Source organism: Pedobacter sp. PLR (assembly GCF_026239675.1).
Classification (GTDB): Bacteria; Bacteroidota; Bacteroidia; order Sphingobacteriales; family Sphingobacteriaceae; genus Pedobacter.
Genome location: NZ_JAPIVQ010000005.1, coordinates 337133 through 357820, shown reverse-complemented (window position 1 = coordinate 357820; position 20688 = coordinate 337133). Strand labels below are relative to the sequence as shown.

The window sequence follows — 20688 nt, the reverse complement described above, 5'->3', positions numbered from 1 at the left end:
TTATTTTTAATTCTCCCAATTGTCGGTTCTAAATGAAGATACCGGCAAACCGTCGTTACCAAACAACTCTCCATTTACAAAATCTTTAAAGGCGTAGCGTACTGCTAACGGTACCTTTACCTGCTCCGCAGACACCGTAATGCTGCTTCCGGAAATGCTGGCCTTTGCCTGATAAAATTTTTGATCTGCACCAGCAACCTCAAATAAAGTCAGGGCCTTCCCAAAGCTGGTTAGACCATTCGCTGCGCCTTCAAATTTTAAAATTGCTTTATTCTCTTTGATGCTGATGGATTCATAAGCCGGACTAGCATAGCCAAAGCCCTTAATGCCGTAGGTATTCCCCAAAGCAAGATAGGCTAAGCGTGTTCCTCCCGCTGTTTTATTGGCAGGATGAATGGAGTTTTCTTCCCCGATATCCAGGAGGACAGCCATTCCGGAATTGGTTATTTTATTAAGAGATTTACGCTGTGCATCCCTGATCAATGCGGAATTATATTTCGGCGCTGTGCTGTTGACTGGCAGCTGTGCATAATTATAGGGTGCAATTTGTGCATAAAAGAAAGGAAATTCTCCCATACCCCAATCGGCACGCCATGCCTTAACCATTGCAGGAAAAAGTTCTTCATAGCGATCCGGACGCTCATAATTGGATTCCCCCTGATACCATATCGCTCCGCGGATCCCGAAACCGATCACCGGATATAACATCCCGTTATACAAGGTTGTTGGGGTACGGCTAACCTCTTTAATAACTGCTCCTTTTGCCGGAATGATGACTTCAGGAAAAGCTTTCAACTGCTCCGGCGACATCCATGCTTCGATAGAGGAACCCCCATAACTATCATTGATTAAACCTACCGGCACCTGCAACATTTCGCTTAACAATTTTCCAAAGTGATAGGCCGTCGCACTAAAATTCGCGACCGTTTCAGGTTTAGCAATTTTCCATGCTGAGGTTTTACTGGTGTCCTGTCTTTCCGTTACCGAAGAACGTGGAACAGTATACAACCTGAGCTGATTGTTTGAGGATTTTAATATCGCCTCATTGGAGCCTAAAACCGGCTGACTTTTAAAACCTTTCATCGGCATTTCCATGTTGGACTGTCCTCCGCAAAACCATACTTCACCAATTAAAACATCCTTTAAAGTGATGGCCTGACCATCAGAAATCGTGATTTCATAAGGTCCACCAGCTACCGGAGTGGCTATTTTAAACTTCCACTTTCCGGCTGCATCGCTCTTCACCTGGTATTTCTTTTTATTCCATGAACTCAAAAGAGAAACGTTACTTTCCGGTTTTGCCCAACCCCAGACCGCAACTTCCGACTGCTGTTGAAGCACCATATGATCGGTAAAAAGAGCTCCGGGCTTTACCTCTGCAAAAGCTGATTCCCTGCAAAATGCAAAGCATAATGCGATCAGAATCAACCTTGAAATGATGGTTTTAAATTTCTTCATATCTTCTATATTATTTTAAGTCGTTTAGCTCAGCAGCTAAAATCCGAACCGGACCTTGTAATCCTGCCGGATTTAAAGGTTTCCCTTCCAGTCTGTAAGGCGCTGTTGTTTTTGTAATCCGCTTACTTTCCGGCAGGCGCTGATCTCCCATTAACCTATTGGCCCAGGTATTCGTAACTTCAATAATCAACTCGTTTTTACCCTGCTTCAAAGCGGCAGTAATATCTGCCTGAAAAGGGGCTGTCCACAGTACCCCACAAGAAATACCGTTTACTTTTACCTCCGCAATATTCGATACTGTACCCAGATCTAACAGGTATTGCTGACCTTCCTTTTTATCAAATTTAATACTGGTTTTATACGATGCTGTACCCGAATAATATTTGATCAGCGTATCCGGATTTTTGCTCCAATCCGTCAATTCTTTAAACACAACCGGTTCTGCCGGCCCGCCCAAAGCTGCATCAAAACTAACCTGCCAGTCATTTTTAAGCGTCTGGAGAACTTTTGTTTCCGACCAGTTATTCCCGTTTTTAAGCAGGCTACTCCTTGTGTCCGTTGAGTTATTACCGGTTTTAGGCGAATTATCGGGAGTCTTTAACGAGTTTCCCCCGATCATCGGCTGATTGTTTCCTGTCTTAGCTCCAGCAACCTGGTTCTCTTTATTGAAAATAACAAAGATGGATGCATTAGGTGCTAACTTCAAAGTCATGCTAGTCCGCCCATTCGCATTGCTCCAATTCTTAACGCTGATAGTTTGATCCCTTACCGCATCATACAATTGAGGGACACTTCCATCCAGGCGGAAAGAAAACTGTAAAACTCTTTCTTCATTAACCTGGTTGGCGATAAAATACAGTTCTTTATCTGCTGCGATGCGATGCGTGTAGGCTATTTTTTTTGCATATAAACCTTGTTCGTCTAAAACGATTAAATCTCTTTGTAAACCCAGATCATCTAAGCTTTCCGGCTGATAAGGACCTTTAATTACCCTGCCCTTACCTACAGGACCAGCTGTCCAAAGTGCCTGGATGACCTGATTATAGGCGTCATGATCAGCTTTCAAAAGTCCGGGCTGATGGGCTGGTTGTTCATTAACTATAATCGTAGCCCCGGCTTTTACCAGTTCCAGTAATTTACCGGCTACCGCTAAACTCATCCATTTATAATTGGGATTCATCGCTGTCTTGCCGGGAATCACCAATACCTTATAGCTGGCGCCACTTGTAAATTCAACATTTCCATTGTGTACCATGGCGGTCATCAATACATCCGGATTAAAAGAATCGTAGGCATAACCTCTCAGTGGATTCACCCAGTTTTCAGGATCGGCCATATTTGCAGAATGTGTTACCCCCGCAGGCATTTGCCTTAAAGGTTGTCCGGTATTCGCCAATCTGATGGCTTCTGATGTTACTACAGCCGCACCGAAAAGCCCTGGTAAAAACGGAACCAGACGATCTGGTAAAACAGACCTGCGCGGGATTTCTTCCCCGATAAAAACAGCGATATCAGCAACAGGTTTCCCTTGCTGTAAAAGCTGCTGACTACGTGCTGCGTAATCCACCCAGGCCTTACCTTGTTTCCACCAGGTTTGATCCCGCTGAAAGTATAACCCAACTCCGTCCAGGGTCATCCCCGGCTTTCTATCTACCCATGGATTGTGCGTAAACACATGATAAACCAGCTTATTTATACCCAAAGCATAATTTCTGTCCTGCAATGTTTTCATATGACCAGGATGCTCATTCCAGTCCATACGAACTGTTGTAAAAGCTTCTGCCTGGATGATGTTTTTACCATAGATATGTGCGCCGGAAATGGCATCCATCATATCATTTGGTTTATCATGTGTTGGACTGTTGAGCCAAAACTCACCCATCGGCACATCAACCATTTTATAATGCATTAAACCATCACTCACCATAGTTGGGGCCACACTTTCTGCGGTAAATATTTTACCTTTTTCTTTTGCCAGGCCTGCCAGCGTACCATAAAACTGATCCACAACCAGCTCGGCAATCGTAAGACGCAGATCGTATAAAAAGCTTTCAGAAACATCGGCACTTTGTACAGGAATCCCAACCATTACAGGTAGGTATGGCATTAAATCATAGCCCCTGCGTTTTTGAAATTCGGCTGCAAATAATGGCGACCAGTTCTGGCTGCCACATTCCCAGCTGTCTACATGAAAAGCGGTCAATACTTCAGCCGAAAGTTCGGGTCCTGCCTTACGAATCGCTTCCCCATACCAGCTGTCAAACTGCAGCTTTATTGCTGCCGGATTAAACTTATCACTTTCCAAACCTATGCCACCGCCACCTGTCGCATTTTTATGACCGGTAGAAGTATGGCCTATTCTGATGATGGTCCAGTTTCCTTTCGGAGCTGTCCAGGCTAAGCTGCCATCCGCTTTGAGCAGTTTTGTGATGTTGAGTATCTTGTTTAAAGGCACACATAACTGATCCGCGATCTGCGCTTCCTCACTGCGCTTGCTTACCCGCCATACTGCCCCTGATTTTCCTTCATATTGATTGATTGCCGGTTCTGAGGAAAGCTCCAGATGGAGCAATTTTAAAGATGGTTTCCATTTCGCGGCATCCAGATCTTCCGCACCTGCTTCCGAGCCTTTTTTGTCATACACAAAACGGTAATACTTTGCGGTTACAGGAACAATCGAATGGGTCAAATCCGCATCAGTATCCTGCCAGCCATGACGTGGTGGTTCCAGTCTGCCGATAGCACGAAATACTTTTCCATCCTCACTCACCCGGATCTCCAGGCGCTCTGCCTGATAATTATTTCCACTAGTCCTGACCGTCACTGTCCTTGCAGTAAAAGGCTGCTCAAATTCATATTGAATCCAGCAAGGTTCAGCAGAACCAAAGCTTTTTTTATTGTCTGATTTCAGTAATCCACTTGCATCTACACCAGTACTTGTGCTGACTTTAGGGACAACCGTTTGCGTTGATATACCCGCTCCTGCTACAGAAGGATAAGCATATACGGCAATATCTTTATAATAATTCTCCACCATTTCCGGTTGCGGGAGTTTTAATTTTAATGCGGTTCCTCCTTTAATATTTACCCGGGCTGACACGATTTTTTGCATAGAAAGTTCAGGTGTAATCCATGGACCACCGGCAAGGGCAAAACCGTCACTCACATGCATCCCGATTTTCAAATTCAACCGTTTAGCTTCTTCCATAGCAAAGGTCACCATCCCCCACCATTCCGGACTCAGCTGTACTGCCGGCGGATTAAATAGCGGTGGATTTGTGGCCCCTTTGATCGACATCAGGTAAGCGCCACCTATTCCGGCTGTTTTCATCGCTTCAAGATCGGCGGTTATGCCTGCTTTGGAAACCCCGGCCTGCATCCAATACCAAAACACCCAGGGCTTAGCGCTGTTATTACCCTGTGCCTTAGCCATAGATAAATGCAGGGCACAGCTCAATAAAATAAGGTAGAAACTTCTTTTTAATAAAAAACCCATAGCATACTTATTGTTAAGCGTATTTATTTAGCGGCAATCTTATACCCTTTAAGCCCAAAAAATAAGATGATGAGAAAACACACCAATGGGATACTGTAACCAATCTGAATATTATCTCCGTTTAAATCAATCATAGTACCCATGCCATAAGGCAGGATTGCACCACCAACAATGGACATAATTAACCAGGAAGATCCCGGTTTGGTATCATCGCCAATGCCATCAATTCCAAGCGCAAAAATGGTAGGGAACATGATCGACATAAAAAACCCGATGGCTCCCAACGCATACACCACATAGGTTCCCTGACCAAGAATAGCGATCAGGCATAGGAAAACGGCTATCCCTGCATAAAGCGCTAATAATTTATGAGAAGCAATCACCTGTAGAATTGCGGTTCCCGCAAAACGGCCTGCCATGAATAACAAACCATAAATGGCCAGATAATAGGCGGCAGTTTTCTCATCAAATCCGGCACCTTGCTGCGCCATTCTGATAAAAAAACTAGTGACACAAACTTGCGCACCAACATAGAAAAACTGCGCAACTACCGCCCACCTCAGGTGCTTATGACGTAATGCACCAAAAAAACTGCCTTTAGCAACACCATCTTTACTTTTGGTTTTTATCTCCGGAAGGTTCACAAAATAAATGATGATGGCCATAATCACCAATACTGTACCCAGAACGATGTAAGGCATCTTTACCGAAGCCGCTTCTTCCAGAAAATAGCTGGAACGCGCTACATCTGTCATCGCACTTAGTTCTTCCGGGGTATGAGATTTACCGGAAAGGATAAACATCGAGCCGATAAATGGCGCAACCATAGCAGCCAGACCATTGAAAGAGGCCGCAAGATTTAACCTGCTGGTCGCTTTTTCCGGATCTCCTAAAACTGCGGCGTATGGATTTGCTGAAGTTTCTAATATGGTTAATCCACAACCAATAATGAACAAGGCAATCAGAAAAGTAACATACGACAATTGATTGGCTGCCGGCACAAATAAGAATGCGCCAATAGCAAACACCAGTAATCCAATAATCATACTTGCTTTATATCCCCATTTTTTAAGGATCATCCCTGCTGGAATGGCCATTAAAAAATAAGCCAGAAAGACTGAAGTATCTATTAGCGTAGACTGGCGGTTATTCAAATCGCAGGCTTTCTTCAAATGAGGGATCAGGATAGAATCCAGGTTGTGTGCCATTCCCCATAAAAAGAACAAGCTCACGACCAAAATAAATGGCACTAAATATTCCTTGCTGGTTGTTTGCGCTGCTTCACTACGAATAGCTGCAGCTGCCGGGATGGTTAATTCCTCTGTTGTGCTGTGGTTCATATATTTGGTTGATATCAGGTTTGGTCTTTTTCGGTTGAATAATAAGGGAATGTACTACTTCTTTTTTACCAGGAGCAGATGGTCACAGACCAGCACCACTTCTCCATGTTGGTTTTTTATTTCTACATGTTCGGTTACTGTTCCGTATTCTGGTTTTTTAGCTGCTCCTTTTTCGGAAATGGTAACTTCTGAATGAATGGTATCTCCGATATAAACTGGTTTTACAAAGCGCAGACGATCATAACCTTTAGAAAAAGCTTCAGGGTTGATCTCAGAAGCTGTTAGTCCGACTCCTATGCTGAATATCATGGTTCCATGCGCGATTCTATGTTTAAAAGGCTGGGTTTTACACCATTCTTCGTCCATATGATGTGGAAAGAAATCTCCGGTATGTCCGGCATGAACCACAAAATCGGTTTCCGTAATCGTTCGTCCAAGTGTAATCCGTTGATCTTGCAACAGGTAATCTTCAAAAAATATTGATTTAAAATACATCGTTTTTCTTCTTTAGAGGGGTTTTGATTTTTTTATGCTGACCGCTTACTTTTACCCCGCCATGATCGCTGGCCTGGTAAGCACTTTCTACTACGGCCATGGTTTTGATCACATCTTCTACACTGGTATACAGGACCTCAGATGAACCTTCTTTATAGCGCATTAAATTCGCCATCGTGCCCACAAATGCATCTGGAAACCAGGAGCCTTCCAGTTTCAGCTCTTTCCATTCCGGAGCTTTTCCTGCTTCCGGCAGGCAATATTCAAATACATCAGGAAGGCCATGAGGATAATCCATCAGTAAACCCATTTTTGCCTTTATAGCGCCTTTAGTACCTTCCCATTTGATGAAACTCTCCTGATGAGTAGCACCAAAATCATGGTCGTGATTGGTATTGATCACGGCATGCATCGTATCTCCATAATCCAGTAAAATAGTGGATCGGGAAGAAGATAAATTCTTAGCAGGATGTTTCAACGTTTTGGCCATCACCGTTTCCGGCTCTCCTAAAAAGGAACGCAGCAGGTCGATATAATGAATGCTATGGTATTGAATTTCCAGGCGTGGATGAACCATGACCAGCGGAAAAAGTTCCCATGGTGTTTTTAGCGTCACCCTAACCTCCATATCGTAAAGCTCACCGATTAATCCCTTTTGGATCATATCCCTTGCCGCAGTCACAAAAGGTGCAAAACGCAGCTGGAAATTAATGGCGGCTACCAGTTTTTTTGTCCTGCACAGTTCCAGTATTTCCATGGCCTGATCAAAATCATCACCCATAGGTTTCTGGATCAATACCGCAGCACCATTAGGTAGTTGCTTTAGCACTTCCAGATATTGACCGGGCATAATGGTCAGGTCGTATACCGCATGCAAGGGCGCTTTTGCAACTGCCTCTGCTACGGAATCATAGACATTAGGAATCCCAAAATCCTGCGCCAGCTGCTCTGCCTTTGCTCTGGTCCGGTTCACAATTCCATGAACGGTAAAGTTTGCCTTTTTATAGGCCGGTAGATGTGCATCAGCTACAATACCACCTGCACCAATGATGATGATAGGTTGTACTGTAACCGGAAGCTGAGGTTTATATATAATGTCCATTTGCTTATTTGTCTGTTAAATTAATTTTATCCTGAGCAGCTTTTAAAATAGCTGCCGTAGACGCTTCGGTGTTTAAGGCGCTCAGCACCATTTCATCAATTACCGTTGCTATTGCTGCCCAATTGCTCTTCTGAGGCAAGGTTTGCGCACACTCGTGAAGCTGTTCTAATTTATGGTAATAAGGAATGAGTTCATTTACGGCTGCATCTTTCCAGGTAGAAATCCGGCAACCAATGCCCCCTTCCAGCGTCAGGAGTTTATCGTTTTCTTCGTTTACTGCAAAGCGGATAAAATCGTAGGCCAGCTGTTTATGTTTACTGCCGGAACCAATCGTATACAACCAGTACACGTTTAAGGAGGCCGATTGGCTACCCTCAGTAACCGGCAACACCGCCACTTCTACCTTACCTTTAACATTTGAGCTGGCATCGACTTCACAAACGGAAGCAAAACCAAACCAATTGATCATCATCGCCACCTCTCCTCTTGCAAATGCTGCACCCGCCTGCACAGAGTCGAAATTTGCCGAGTCCGGATGAACAGCCGTTTTATCCTTTACTATTTTCCGGTAATATTCCAATCCTGCTATAGCTTCCGGGCTATCTACTTGTATGCTTTCATCTGCCGCCAGCAAGGTTCCACCTCTGCTCCATAATTGCAGACAAAAATCAAACACCGTATTGTGTCCGTCAGGGAAACAAGCAAATGCTGTCCCATATAAATGTTGTTCCGGACGGTTAAAGAATTGAGCGACCTCCAGAAAGTCCGCCCAGGTCTGAGGGGCCCGCAATGCTTTCCCGTATTCCGAGAAGTATTTTTGTTGCTCAGCAAGGTCATCAAATAAATCTTTTCTATAAATCAGACATTCCGGACCATCATGAAAAGGTAGTCCGACGATTTGCTCCTCAAATTGCTGGGAGGCCAATAACGAATTGCTCCAACCTTCCGGAAATGCAGCAGGCGGATTCTCCTGAATATATGGCTTCAAATCTTCAAAAGCAGCAGCGGTATAGCCTTCCAATAACCAATCGGTATTGATATGGGCAATATCCCAGCTTCCATTTTTCAAGCCATTCTTGCTCAGGGTGCTTTCATGAAGCTCATGCAAATCCATAGGAATCAGGTCTGCCTTTAACCGGCAACCGGAATGGAGACAATACTTATCCCATAACTTATGCATCGTGCTTTCAAAAGGACCGAACTTACGAACCGCTATGCGGAACACTTCATTGTGACTCATGGATGCCTGTTTTTAGGTTTACAAACTGGTTAATGATCTCTTCATTGTCCTGCCCTAATTTAGGAGAACCTTTGGCTGAAGTTAACAGTTCTCCATCAATTCTTATCGGACATCTGGTCGTCTGGTATTGATAACCATCCTTCATTTCTACCTCCTGAATCATAGCTAAAGCTTTAAACCCATCATGCTCCATCAATTGCTGCCAGTTTAATACATCCGCACACCAAATGTCAGCAGGTTCTAAAACACCCAGCCAACAAGCCGTATCTCTACTGAGCAGGTGCTCCGCTAAAATCGTTTTTATTTCATCACGTTTGGTAAATGCTTCCGCCGGATCTGTAAAAGCTTGCAGTGCTTCACATTCCAGCAAAACGGCGAGGACAGGAACAGAGCCCATCGCCAGGCTCACAAAACCATTTGCAGTTTTATAAATGCCATAAGGAGCGCCTAAATACGCGTTTGCATTGTTCTTTGCCGTACGTTCCGGAAGTGCTCCGCCATCATTCATAAAGGTTGTAATCGTTTCAAACTGGAAATCGTAGGCAGATTCTATCATACTCACCTCTACCCTGCCTCCTTCACCACTTATTGCCTTACGGAATAAACAGGCTAAAATACCCTGAGCCAGGTGAGAACCGGCAAGCATATCCACAATCGATAAGCCCATTGCTACGGGGCCGCTATCGGCATTTCCGCTTAACCAGGTTAATCCGGTAACCGATTGCAGCAATAAATCCTGACCAGGCTTACCCTTTCCCTTTCCTTCAACGCCGTAACCAGAGAGCGAGGCATAGATGATATCCTTATTGAGCTCTTGCACAGATGCATAATCGAAGCCCAGTCTTTCCATCACTCCCGGACGAAAATTGTGCATCATCACATCGGCCTTCGCCAATAGCTCCCGCACCATTTTACAATCTTCCGGATTCTTTAAGTCTACCTCAAAGCTTTCCTTATTCCGGTTTATCGCATGGAAAACTGAAGATTCCCCGTTCATGATCACATTAGAAGTGTACAAACTGCGACAAATATCGCCAACTCCTGAACGTTCAATTTTAATCACCCTTGCGCCCATATCAGCCAGCCTCAAACTCGCTGAAGGGCCAGACAAAAACTGACTAAAATCTACCACTAAATAATCTTCCAGAGGTTTCATATCTTATTTTAATTCAAATTCTAAATTAATCCTATCGTTATCGGCACCAATTTTTGGCGCAGCCTTTCTGGCAAACAGCTTCTGTCCGTCAATCTGCATCGGGATTCTGGTGGTGTATAAGCTGCTGCCATTTCCCAGATCAAGTTGCTGGCGTATTTCCATATTTTTAAATACGTCCAAATCTGTTGCTGCTTTATAATCCAGTACCGGGGCACACCAGATATCCTTTGATTCCAGTAAGCCCAACCAATGCTGACTGGTGTTTTCCCTGAACTTTTGTCCAAGCAACAGCAAGAGTTCATCCCTGTTTTCGAATGAATCAGCAGGATTGGTATAGGCCGGTGAAATGTCACAACCGATCAGCTCAGCTATCGTTTTCAAATCACCCATGGCCAGGGCAATATAGCCCTCGCTGGTTTCATAGGTACTGTATGGAGCACTCAGGTAAGCATGTGCACTACCTTTTACCGCACTTCTTTCCGGCAATTGTCCGCCATCATTTAAGTAGGTAGTCAGCACCTCAAACTGCACATCCAATGCGGACTCCAGCAAGCTGACTTCTACCAGCACACTTTTATTTGTTTTCGCACGCTTAATCAATGCCGCGATAATTCCTTGTGTCAGGTGGTTCCCGCACATAATATCGGTAACGGATAATCCAAAAGGAACTGGTCCGTCTTCCTTGCTGCCTGTTAAATAACTCATGCCAGAAACAGACTGGATCAGCAGATCCTGTCCGGGTTTATTAACCCAGGGGCCTTCATTGCCGTAACCGGTTACTGTGGCATATATAATTTTAGGGTTTAAGGTTTGAACAGCCGGATAGTCCAGCCCTATTTTTTCCATGACTCCCGGTCTGAAATTATGCGTCATGATATCCGCTTTGGCAATCAACTGCTGTATCAGTTTCAAGTCTTCCGGGTTCTTCAAATCCGCCGCATAAGATTCTTTATTGCGGTTGATGGTATGGAAAAGCAAGCTATCTTCTTCAATAAACAGGTTTTTTATGGCCAATTGCCTGCAGGCATCTCCTTTACCGGGGCGTTCAATTTTAATCACACGGGCACCAAGATCGGCTAGTTTTAAGCCTGCGGATGGGCCGGCAAGAAACTGGCAAAATTCTAAAACTACGATTCCTTCCAGCGGTTTTCTCATGATAACTGCAAGCTTCTTGATTCAACATATAATTTATTCATTTCTTCCAGCACTGCGGATTCCTCTCCTCCATTCATCAGGTAATCCCTTACAATATCTCCGGCATGGTCCTGAAAGAACATATGTCCATGGTAACGCGGACGAAGGAAAGCACGTTGTAAAGCAGGTAAAGTATTGCTAAAGAAATTGCTGGATTTACGATTTACGGCTACATCTTTCCAGGCATCCAAATGACCGGGCTGCCCTCCGTTTTCGAAGAAAACAGTTTGCTGACAAGAACCTGAGGCTACATACTCCGCATATTTCAGGGCGATGTTCAGGTGTTCTGAACTTGAAGATACCGCCAATCCTGTACCTCCTAGTGTGCTGCGCAAATTATTACGGCCATCCAGGGTGATCATATCATGAAAATGCAACAGTTTACGGGCATATCCATTTCTCGAATAATTGGAGTAACCATAAGCAAAAGGACAATAAGCGATATCATCGCTCAGCGTCATCGCTTCATACACCTGAATCGGGTTTCTGTTAAAGTTCTCAGCGTCAATTTTCGAGGCCAGTTCGCGGTACATTTTTAACGCTTTAATACCTGTTTCGGGAGATACAATCTGCTCTTCCTGCTGACAGGGATCTTCTCCCAAAGAGCAGCAAAAAGTATAAAAATTCATCAGCACATCAATTGGAATCCCTGCAAAAGCAACCAGCCCTTTATCTGCCAGATTTAATAAATCAGCAAATGTTTTGGGCAAGGAATAACCATGCTTTTCCAATAGATCCGGCCTGCTGGAGGCTACTGGTGTAGCCGCATCAATCGGTAATGCCCATTGATGGCCCTGGTACCCATAACTTTCATAGGAATGGCCTACGCTGTTTTCTCTTTGATCGGCTAAATACGCTTTGGAAAGATACTTATCCAAAGGCAAAATAGACTGTGTTTTAGCTGCAAAACCTGCCCATGGGTGATCTATCACTAATAAATCAAAGCGTTGTGCAAGCTCCTGTATCGAGAAATCAGCGAACTGCTGTAAGCTTCTTTTTTCCCAGGTAATTTCTACTGATGGATTTAATTCCGAAAACCGCTGTGCGGTAGCGACCATTGGGACAAATCCCCGGCTATGATTCCATGTTATTCCTTTTAAACTAATTTTATCGATCATAACCTTTTATTTTATTGCTTTTACACTGATGGAAATTGCTGATGATTGCAGTCCGGCAGCTGTTGCGGTTAATTTTAATGTCCCGGCTTTATTCTTTGCCTGGATAATTGCCAGACAAAGTCCGCGGTAAGCTTTTCTGTAATCGGCTTTAAAAGGTTCCAGGCTGGCCTGAAATCCATTATCGACCCCTGCAATTGTGCCCTCACCTTCCAGTTTAAACTGAACCAGGTGATCTGCATCCGGCAGTACATTTCCCTGCGCATCTAAAATCCTTACGGTGACAAAAGAAAGGTCCTTACCATCGGCAGCAATTTCATTCCGATCTGCTAACAGTTCTATTTTTGCAGCCTTCCCTGCGGTGCTGATTTCTTTTTCCAATACGGTTTTACCATCTTTTCTGGAAATGGCTTTTATCGTACCGGGTTCATATTTCACTTTCCATACCACATGAAGGTCTTCTCCCTGTTTTGATCTTTTGCCTAATGATTTCCCATTAAGGAATAGTTCTACCTCATCGGCATTGTTGTAATAGGCCCATACATCAACCGTTTTTCCTGGTGTCCAGTTCCAATGTGGGAACACATGTAATACCGGCTTATTGGTCCACTCGCTTTGGTACATATAATAGGCATCCTTAGGGAAACCTGCTAAATCCACAATCCCGAAATAAGAACTCCTTGCCGGCCATGGATAAGGCAATGGCTCACCTAAATAATCAAATCCTGTCCATACGAACAATCCAGAAACGTGGTCATATTTTTTTGCTTCCTTCCAGGTTTCCTCATGTGTAGAGCCCCAGTAAGCAGAAACGTTATCGTAGGAAGAAGCTGCAAATTCGGCATTGCCTTCAGTAAATTTGGTTTTACCATCTTTTGGCCAGCGGCGAATACTGTCTGATGGCATTTCATAAAAACCGCGGGTGTCTAAAGAAGAAGTGGTTTCTGTGGCCAGAAACTTCTGCCCCGGATAGTTTTTCGGAAAATCTTTATACTGCTTATGGTTGTAATTAAGCCCGTACATATCCAGTACACCAGCCTGATAAATGAAATTCTTTTTAGGGTCTGTTTCTGTCAATGCCGAAAGCACCAAACGAGTCGTATCCAGATCTTTTACCAGTTTCACCAGTTCTTTCGTCATCGCGACTCCTGAACTGTCGAACTGCTCCCGAATTTCGTTTCCGATGCTCCATAGTATGATAGAAGGGTGATTTCTGTCTCGTTTCACCATATCCTGCAAATCGGCAACATGCCATTCTTCCCAGTTTAAGTGGTAATCTTTAGCATTTTTCTTCTTCTTCCACATGTCAAAGGCCTCATCCATCACCAAAAAGCCCATTTTATCGCAAAGGTCAAGGAACTCTGCGGCAGGTGGATTGTGCGCGGTGCGGATTGCATTACAGCCCATTTCTTTTAATATTTCCAACTGGCGTTCCATTGCCCTCAGATTGGTTGCCGCGCCTAAAGCTCCCAGATCATGGTGCATACACACCCCTAAGATCTTTAGGTATTCGCCGTTTAGCGAAAAGCCTTTTTGGGCATCAAAATTAAAATAGCGAATCCCAAATGTGGTTTCATAATCATCAGACAATCGTTTATTCGCAAACACCTGTGTTACGACTTTATAAAGGTCAGGCTGTTTTACCGACCATAATTGCGGGTTTTTCACCGTTACCAGCTGCGCGATTTCCGTCAGGGTATCTTTCAATAAAACATCGTTTGTCCTGACTTCAGCCACCAGATTCCCTTTTCCATCATATACTTTCGACAGTAAATCAACCTGCTCTTTTCCATTTTTCGGGCTGCGGATTCTGGTTTTAAAGCTAAGCTCTGCCGCAGTTTTACTAACCTTTGGCGTGCTTACCGTTGTACCCCAATGGTCTATCGCAATATTTTGGGTAGCGGTTAACCACACATTTCTATAGATGCCAGACCCGGAATACCAGCGCGAATCAGGTTGTGCAGAATTATCTACGCGTACGGCAATTACATTCTTACCCGGTTTTAAATATTTTGTCAGTTCATATCGGAAAGCGATATAGCCATAAGGGCGTTTACCCAGCCAATGGCCATTAATCCAAACTTCACTGTTCTTATACACCCCATCAAATTCTATATGTACTTTCTTCTTTTGAAAAGTCTTAGGCAGCACAAAAGATTTCCTGTACCAGGCAATGCCTGTAGGCAAACCTCCACCTTCCGGTTTTGCAGGATTCTTGATATCAAACTTCCCCTCAATGCTCCAGTCATGCGGCAAATTCAACTTTCGCCAGCTGGAATCGTTAAAGTCCGGCGATTTAGCCGCGGCATCATCTCCCGGAAAAAAGCGCCATCCCGGATTAAAACTTTCATGAATACGAGATTGACTGCTGGCATTAAAACCAACAATCATCATCAATAAAAGCAATACCAGGTTCTTTTTTAACATCATATCTTTACAATTGACTTAATTAACCGTTGTGGGTACAAACTCAACGGCACTCTTTCCTAAATCTTTAGAGGTTGCTACAGCGATACCGCGCTGATCTTTCTGATTTACCGCACAATAAAAATGGTAGACTATACCTTTATGCTTTAGCACAAAGGATTTGTGTGCATACAATTCATCATAGGGTGTAGAGGATTCTATCAGGTTATCCCCGGTCCAGTCGGTCCAGTTTACCAGATCTTTTGAAGCTGCAAAGCGATTGAATCCACCTTTTCTGTCTGACCAGAAAGCACCGAAATAAAACATTACCCAGGTGTCTCCGATTTTCTGAACCACACCATCTCCCGTAATCCCTACCGGATGATGAACCACAGGCCCTTTGCCAAACCTTTTCCAGTTTTTCATATCGTCTGAAACGGCCATTCCGATACGTTCATACCACCTTGTTTTTTTATGATTAGTCAGGGAATCTCCTACTGCATTATAATACATCACAAACCGGTGTCCCGTAAGTCTTTCCTGATCTTCGATCACACTACTTTTAAATAGCTTATTGCGGTTTTCCCACCAGCTCACATCTGCATCCGAGGAACTTAATACCGGTTTTTCCAGTCGTGTCCATTCCTGCACAATAGAAGGATGCTTATCGGTATAAGCCATACCAATCGACAATGGTTCTACCTCATAACCACGTTCCTTACCTCCGAAATAAGACATCCAGTATTTGCCATTAAACTTCCCTAAGGCATAATCACCTCCCCATTTGGTACTCGTTAAAGCGTTATACCCTGCCTTCTGGTTGTCATCCCAATTTCCTGCATCAGAGAAGGACATTAAACGACCCATATTTTCCCAGTTCAAAAGATCATTGCTTTTCGACAACCAGGTTTCATAACCACGACCGCCATAAATTAAGTAAGTCATGTACCAGGTATTTCCTTCCCGAAATATCGTCGGGCAATCCATTTTATGTTGTTCATCTTCCGGCACCATGACCAACCCATATTTATAAGGCGTTTTCACTTCTTCATAAATCTCCTGCATTTTGACAGGAGAAACTTTGTTCTTGTCCGACTGTGCCATTACTGTAAAAGAACAGCAAAGCAAAAGCGTTAAAAAGCAGCTAAAATTCTTCATAAACACTATTGTACTTTAAATTTATAACTGCCGGAACCCACCTTTAAAACAGCTCTGCCCTTTTCAAAACCAGCCAGGGTAATCCCTTTTATTTCCTTAATATTCAACCCGTTTTCCGTAATTTCCTGTTGAGCAGTAGCCGGGATATAAACCTTTGCTATCGCATTTGGCGGCACCATTAATTCGAGTTCAAAAGCGTGAGCAGACTTTATCCATGCTGTGGAAATTTCCCCATAAGGAGAAGCATAAACGCCCTTTGCATGGCTTAGGTCTCCAACTATTTCAGGGTAAATTTTAATACGGTTAAAGGCAACACCGCCTTCTTCCTGTCTGATTCCTGCGATGCCACTATAAAACCATTCCATGAGATGGCCCAACATAAAATGGTTGTTAGAAACGGTTGGTAATGCAGCCCATGACTCAGTTAAGGCGGTTGCGCCCTGAGCCAGCTGATAACCATAGCCTGGAATATCCGTTCTGCTGTTCATGTCGAAAATCACATCTGAGCGGCCTTCCTCTTCTAAAACCCTTAACAAATAACGGTAGCCGATATCTCCGGCACTGAGTCCGTTCTTCCGGCTTCTGATGTCTTTCACAATATTCGCTACTACGGCATCCTTATATTTTGGTTCTACTAATTTCATGTAAACGGCCATTGCATTAGCTGCCTGACTTCCCGTTGCATATTGCTTTTTTTCCTGATTAAAGAAGGTCTTATTAAAAGATGTCCGCACTTCGGCAGCCAGTTTTTTATACTGATCTGCATCCGCTATTTTACCCAGTAAGCGGGCAATCTTTTCCATGATATTCAGGTCGTAATAATAAATTGCCGTCCCGGTTACCCCCATTGGGGTCAACTGTGATACGCCAGGACGTTCCGGACCAAGGTCATACCAATCGCCAAGACCTTGATAAAGGATATGGTCTTTAGCCTTTGTACCCAGATAGCTCAGGTATTTTTGCATCATCGGGTAGTTTTCTGTCAGCGCATGCTCCTCCCCATACCATTCATATAGATACCAGGGCATCAGGATACTGCTACTGCCCCATTCCGGAGAATCGCGGAACATCCCATCACCATATTCAAATTTTACATATTCCGGTGAGATTCCAGGAACTAGCCCTTCCGGAGTCTGCGAAGCGCTCATGTCCTGCAATGCTTTTTTAAACAGTGGTGCGGCCTGATAATTATAACGTACGGAGCTGCCCATTAAATGCAGTTCTTCCAGCCAGCCCAACTTTTCACGGTGTGGACAATCGGTAAAAACGCTCATCATATTGCTTTTTATCGCCCAGTTGATCAAGGTATCCGTACGGTTAAACAGGTTATTTGAGTTGACAAATGAACCAGCTATAGCTGCCCCATTCCGCACATGAAGCGCATTTAATTGTAGGACAAGGGCTTTATTTGAGGTGTTCTTTTTATCAACCGGTACTCCCCCTTTTACCTGTAGGTATCTGAAACCAGTATACATAAATCTGGGTCTCCAGGTTTCTATATCCCCACCTTTTAAGATGTACTGAAAATAGGTAGGCGTTCCCGTTGCTTTCTGATTTACGGAGCCATCTGGCTTAATCAATTCTGCCGGACTAATCCGAATCGTATCTCCTTTTTTGCCTTTTACTTTTAATTCGACAATAGCAGATGCATTCTGACCAAGATCATAAACCCAATCTCCTGAAAGTGCTTGTTTGATGGATATTGGTTTAAATTCATCAAAGACCCTAACCGGCTCTGCTTTTTGGGAAACCAATGCCGGCCCGGTAACGACAACTGCTTTTTTCCAATGCTGATCCCGATAACCGGGTTTATCCCAGCCTGTTTGTTCCAGGTTGGCATCATAATCTTCGCCTCCATAAATACTGGAAAAAGTGATTGGAGAAGCTGCTGTTTTCCAGCTTTCATCGCTAATTATATTGGCTGAGGTCCCATCTTTATATTCAATGGCCAGTCGACAAATCATCTTAGGGTATCCAAAGGAGGCCCTCAATTTTTTATACCTTGATTTAATTGGCGGAATATAGTAAAATCCATTTCCCAACATTACACCAAGGGTGTGCTTTCCGTATTTTAACTGATCGGTCAGGTCGAAAACCACATACAATGCTTCCTTATCGTATTTCGCCCAGCCGGGATCAAGAAAATGATTGCCTACCTTAGCCCCATTCAAATACAATTCGAAATGACCAAGACCAGAAATATACATCGTCGCTTTTTTGACTTCTTTCTGAATATTAAAATCTTTCCTTAAAAGTGGTTGTATATTATTGCCGGTTGGCTTGTCTTTTTTAGTATCCAGCGGGAGTATGGTCACGGAAGAATCTGCCATCTTTTCCCAGGCAATCCATTGGGCATTTTTCCAGTCGGAAGGCAGCAAAAGTCCCATTTGCCAGCTGTTGGCTTCGGACCAGGCAGAAACGTTATTTAGGTTATCCCATATTTTCACTTTCCAGAAATAGGTTTTACCGGAGGCCAGGGCCTTACCATCATAACCAATCTGTAAGGATTTACCAGATTTTATTTTCATAGAATCCCAGACATTGCCTATATTTTTAGCTAATGAGGCAGGATTGTCAGCTACAATAATATGGTAGGCAGACTGTAATACGTTTCGTTGGCTGGATTTAATTTTCCAGCTCAATGCCGGATGAAGTGTTTCAACACCCAAAGGATTATCCTTATATTCACATTGCAAGTCCTCAATACTCAGGTTTTGCGCATAGCCGGGTAGCGAAAAGAGTAATACACTCAGAAAGTACATGAGTTTGCTCATTTTGGTTACTTGATTAATACCTGTTCAGATTAATTGCTTAAATTAATCCTCAAGATTTACAGGCTGTTGGTTTATAAATGGTTGTTAATTCAAATATAAATATTTATTTCAAATATGAAAACATATATTTAGGTAACATTTACACTCCATTTCGAAGAATGGGGTATTGAAACCATTTAGTATGTTTGTTTATAAAAAAACCAGATTTAGTTTGCATGAAGGATAAAGAAATTAAATATCAGGCTCCGGCACTGGACAAAGGCCTTGATATTCTAGAACACCTCTCCGCTCAATCCATCCCCCTTTCTCAGACTGAGATTGCTACGGGTCTTGATAAAAGCCCGAATGAAATTTACCGGATGTTGATGAGTTTAGAAAGTCGCGGGTATATTCTAAGAGATGAGGTTTCGGGCAAATACAGGCTTTCCTTAAAACTCTTTTACCTTTCACACAGACACTCTCCTGTTGATGAATTGCGTAAAGCGGCACAGTATCCATTGGAAGAGCTAGCGAATAAGATAAGACAATCCTGCCACCTTAGTATCTTATATATGAACCAGATCATGGTGATTATTCATGCCAAGAGTCCGGGACCAATTGCCTTGTCTATTGAGGAGGGTAATTTATTCCCACTCCCATTAACAGCTTCCGGAAGGGTCTTCCTGAGTTATATGCAAAATTCTGAACGCGAAATTGCACTGAGCGGCTATCCAATCTATATGGCCTATCCGGATCAGGAAAAGAAAAACTTTCTAAACTCCTTGTTGGAAATACAATCCAAAGGCGCTGACCTAAGAAACAGTGATCTTGCGAATGGCGTAATTGATGTATCTGTCCCGATTGGGATCAGTAATACCGGAATTATTGCCTGCCTGACTGTTTCCAGTCTGACGGCCTTAAATGTAAATCAGGAAATGAACAATGATGAAATCCTGCTGGAAGTTAAAAAATGTGCCAAAAAGATCGAAGAAAGAATTGGTGTAGCCACACTTTAAGCAATTCTGGAAAATCAACTCTATATTTGACAAAATATACTCAGTAGCTTAATTACAAATGATCAAATATTCAGCGCAAGCGCGCTCCCTTGTTGCAGTTGATTGCATTATTTTCGGTTTTGACGGAGAAAACCTAAAGATTCAACTTATCAAAAGAGGCTTTGAACCTGAAAAAGATCAATGGAGTCTGATGGGCGGTTTTGTTGGTCAGGAAGAATCTGCCGACGGTGCTGCCCAACGGATTTTAAGCGAATTGACCGGACTGAAAGACATTTATCTGGAGCAGTTTAAAACTTATTCTGACCCCGGCAGAGATCCCATTGAGCGCACTATTTCTATCGCCTACTTTGCATTAATTGATATCAATAAATACGAAAAACAGATCTCCGAGCGCTATCATGCGGAGTGGTTTTTACTTAAAGACGCTCCGAAGTTGATTTTCGACCATGATCTGATGGTAGCTGATGCGAAGAAAAAACTGAGGTACAATGCAGCCCTGCATCCGGTGCTTTTTGAACTTTTACCGGAAAAATTTACCGTCCCGCAATTACAAAATCTCTACGAACAGGTTTACGATACGGTAATTGACAACAGAAATTTCATCAGGAAATTAAATTCTACAGGGCTGTTAATCAAACTTGAAGAAAAGGATAAATCCGTTTCAAAACGCGGCGCATTCTATTTTAAGCTGGATTTAGTGAAGTACAAAGCCAAATTTCAGTCCTTCCTGAACTTCATGCCCCACCCCGAAGCTTAGTT

General features: G+C 43.4%; 14 protein-coding genes. 2 read left to right on the top strand and 12 right to left on the bottom strand.

The window, feature by feature from the left end; all coding sequences use genetic code 11:
• Positions 1 to 6 precede the first annotated feature (6 nt).
• From OQX61_RS14590 to OQX61_RS14535, 12 genes are read right to left on the bottom strand one after another with little or no spacing between them, the layout of a single operon-like run.
• Positions 7 to 1458: a sialate O-acetylesterase gene (locus tag OQX61_RS14590; RefSeq protein ID WP_265842490.1), complete on the bottom strand. Its 1452-nt coding sequence runs from the start codon at positions 1456 to 1458 to the stop codon at positions 7 to 9.
• Between the two features lie 10 nt (positions 1459 to 1468).
• On the bottom strand, positions 1469 to 4954 hold the full coding sequence (locus OQX61_RS14585) for a glycosyl hydrolase (protein WP_265842489.1): 3486 nt from the start codon (positions 4952 to 4954) through the stop codon (positions 1469 to 1471).
• Between the two features lie 23 nt (positions 4955 to 4977).
• Positions 4978 to 6294 carry an L-fucose:H+ symporter permease gene (fucP, locus tag OQX61_RS14580; RefSeq protein ID WP_265842488.1) on the bottom strand — a complete coding sequence of 439 codons (1317 nt, stop codon included), beginning with the start codon at positions 6292 to 6294 and terminating at the stop codon, positions 4978 to 4980.
• 54 nt (positions 6295 to 6348) lie between these two features.
• Positions 6349 to 6789 carry a MaoC/PaaZ C-terminal domain-containing protein gene (locus OQX61_RS14575; RefSeq protein WP_265842487.1) on the bottom strand — a complete coding sequence of 147 codons (441 nt, stop codon included), beginning with the start codon at positions 6787 to 6789 and terminating at the stop codon, positions 6349 to 6351.
• Positions 6779 to 7891, bottom strand: coding sequence for a Gfo/Idh/MocA family oxidoreductase (locus tag OQX61_RS14570; protein ID WP_265842486.1), 1113 nt, complete (start codon positions 7889 to 7891; stop codon positions 6779 to 6781). Before OQX61_RS14570 ends, OQX61_RS14575 begins: the two co-directional genes overlap by 11 nt.
• A 4-nt stretch (positions 7892 to 7895) precedes the next feature.
• A complete protein-coding gene (locus OQX61_RS14565) occupies positions 7896 to 9131 on the bottom strand; it encodes an extracellular solute-binding protein (protein WP_265842485.1) in 1236 nt (411 codons plus the stop codon).
• Complete coding sequence (locus OQX61_RS14560; protein ID WP_265842484.1) at positions 9118 to 10287, bottom strand: CaiB/BaiF CoA-transferase family protein; 1170 nt, start codon at positions 10285 to 10287, stop codon at positions 9118 to 9120. Before OQX61_RS14560 ends, OQX61_RS14565 begins: the two co-directional genes overlap by 14 nt.
• 3 nt (positions 10288 to 10290) lie before the next feature.
• Complete coding sequence (locus OQX61_RS14555) at positions 10291 to 11442, bottom strand: CaiB/BaiF CoA-transferase family protein (protein WP_265842483.1); 1152 nt, start codon at positions 11440 to 11442, stop codon at positions 10291 to 10293.
• Positions 11439 to 12599 carry an extracellular solute-binding protein gene (locus OQX61_RS14550; RefSeq protein ID WP_265842482.1) on the bottom strand — a complete coding sequence of 387 codons (1161 nt, stop codon included), beginning with the start codon at positions 12597 to 12599 and terminating at the stop codon, positions 11439 to 11441. The genes OQX61_RS14555 and OQX61_RS14550 overlap by 4 nt, the downstream gene beginning before the upstream one ends.
• Positions 12600 to 12605: 6 nt before the next feature.
• Entirely contained in the window at positions 12606 to 15026 is a 2421-nt protein-coding gene (gene galB / locus OQX61_RS14545) for a beta-galactosidase GalB (protein ID WP_265842481.1), read from the bottom strand.
• Between the two features lie 15 nt (positions 15027 to 15041).
• Entirely contained in the window at positions 15042 to 16160 is a 1119-nt protein-coding gene (locus OQX61_RS14540; protein WP_265842480.1) for a glycosylase, read from the bottom strand.
• Between the two features lie 5 nt (positions 16161 to 16165).
• Complete coding sequence (locus OQX61_RS14535; RefSeq protein WP_265842479.1) at positions 16166 to 18934, bottom strand: family 78 glycoside hydrolase catalytic domain; 2769 nt, start codon at positions 18932 to 18934, stop codon at positions 16166 to 16168.
• A gap of 215 nt (positions 18935 to 19149) precedes the next feature.
• Between OQX61_RS14535 and OQX61_RS14530 the strand changes: the two genes are divergently transcribed.
• Entirely contained in the window at positions 19150 to 19929 is a 780-nt protein-coding gene (locus OQX61_RS14530) for an IclR family transcriptional regulator (RefSeq protein ID WP_265842478.1), read from the top strand.
• A gap of 58 nt (positions 19930 to 19987) precedes the next feature.
• On the top strand, positions 19988 to 20686 hold the full coding sequence (locus OQX61_RS14525; protein ID WP_265842477.1) for an NUDIX domain-containing protein: 699 nt from the start codon (positions 19988 to 19990) through the stop codon (positions 20684 to 20686).
• The last annotated feature ends 2 nt before the right edge of the window (positions 20687 to 20688 follow it).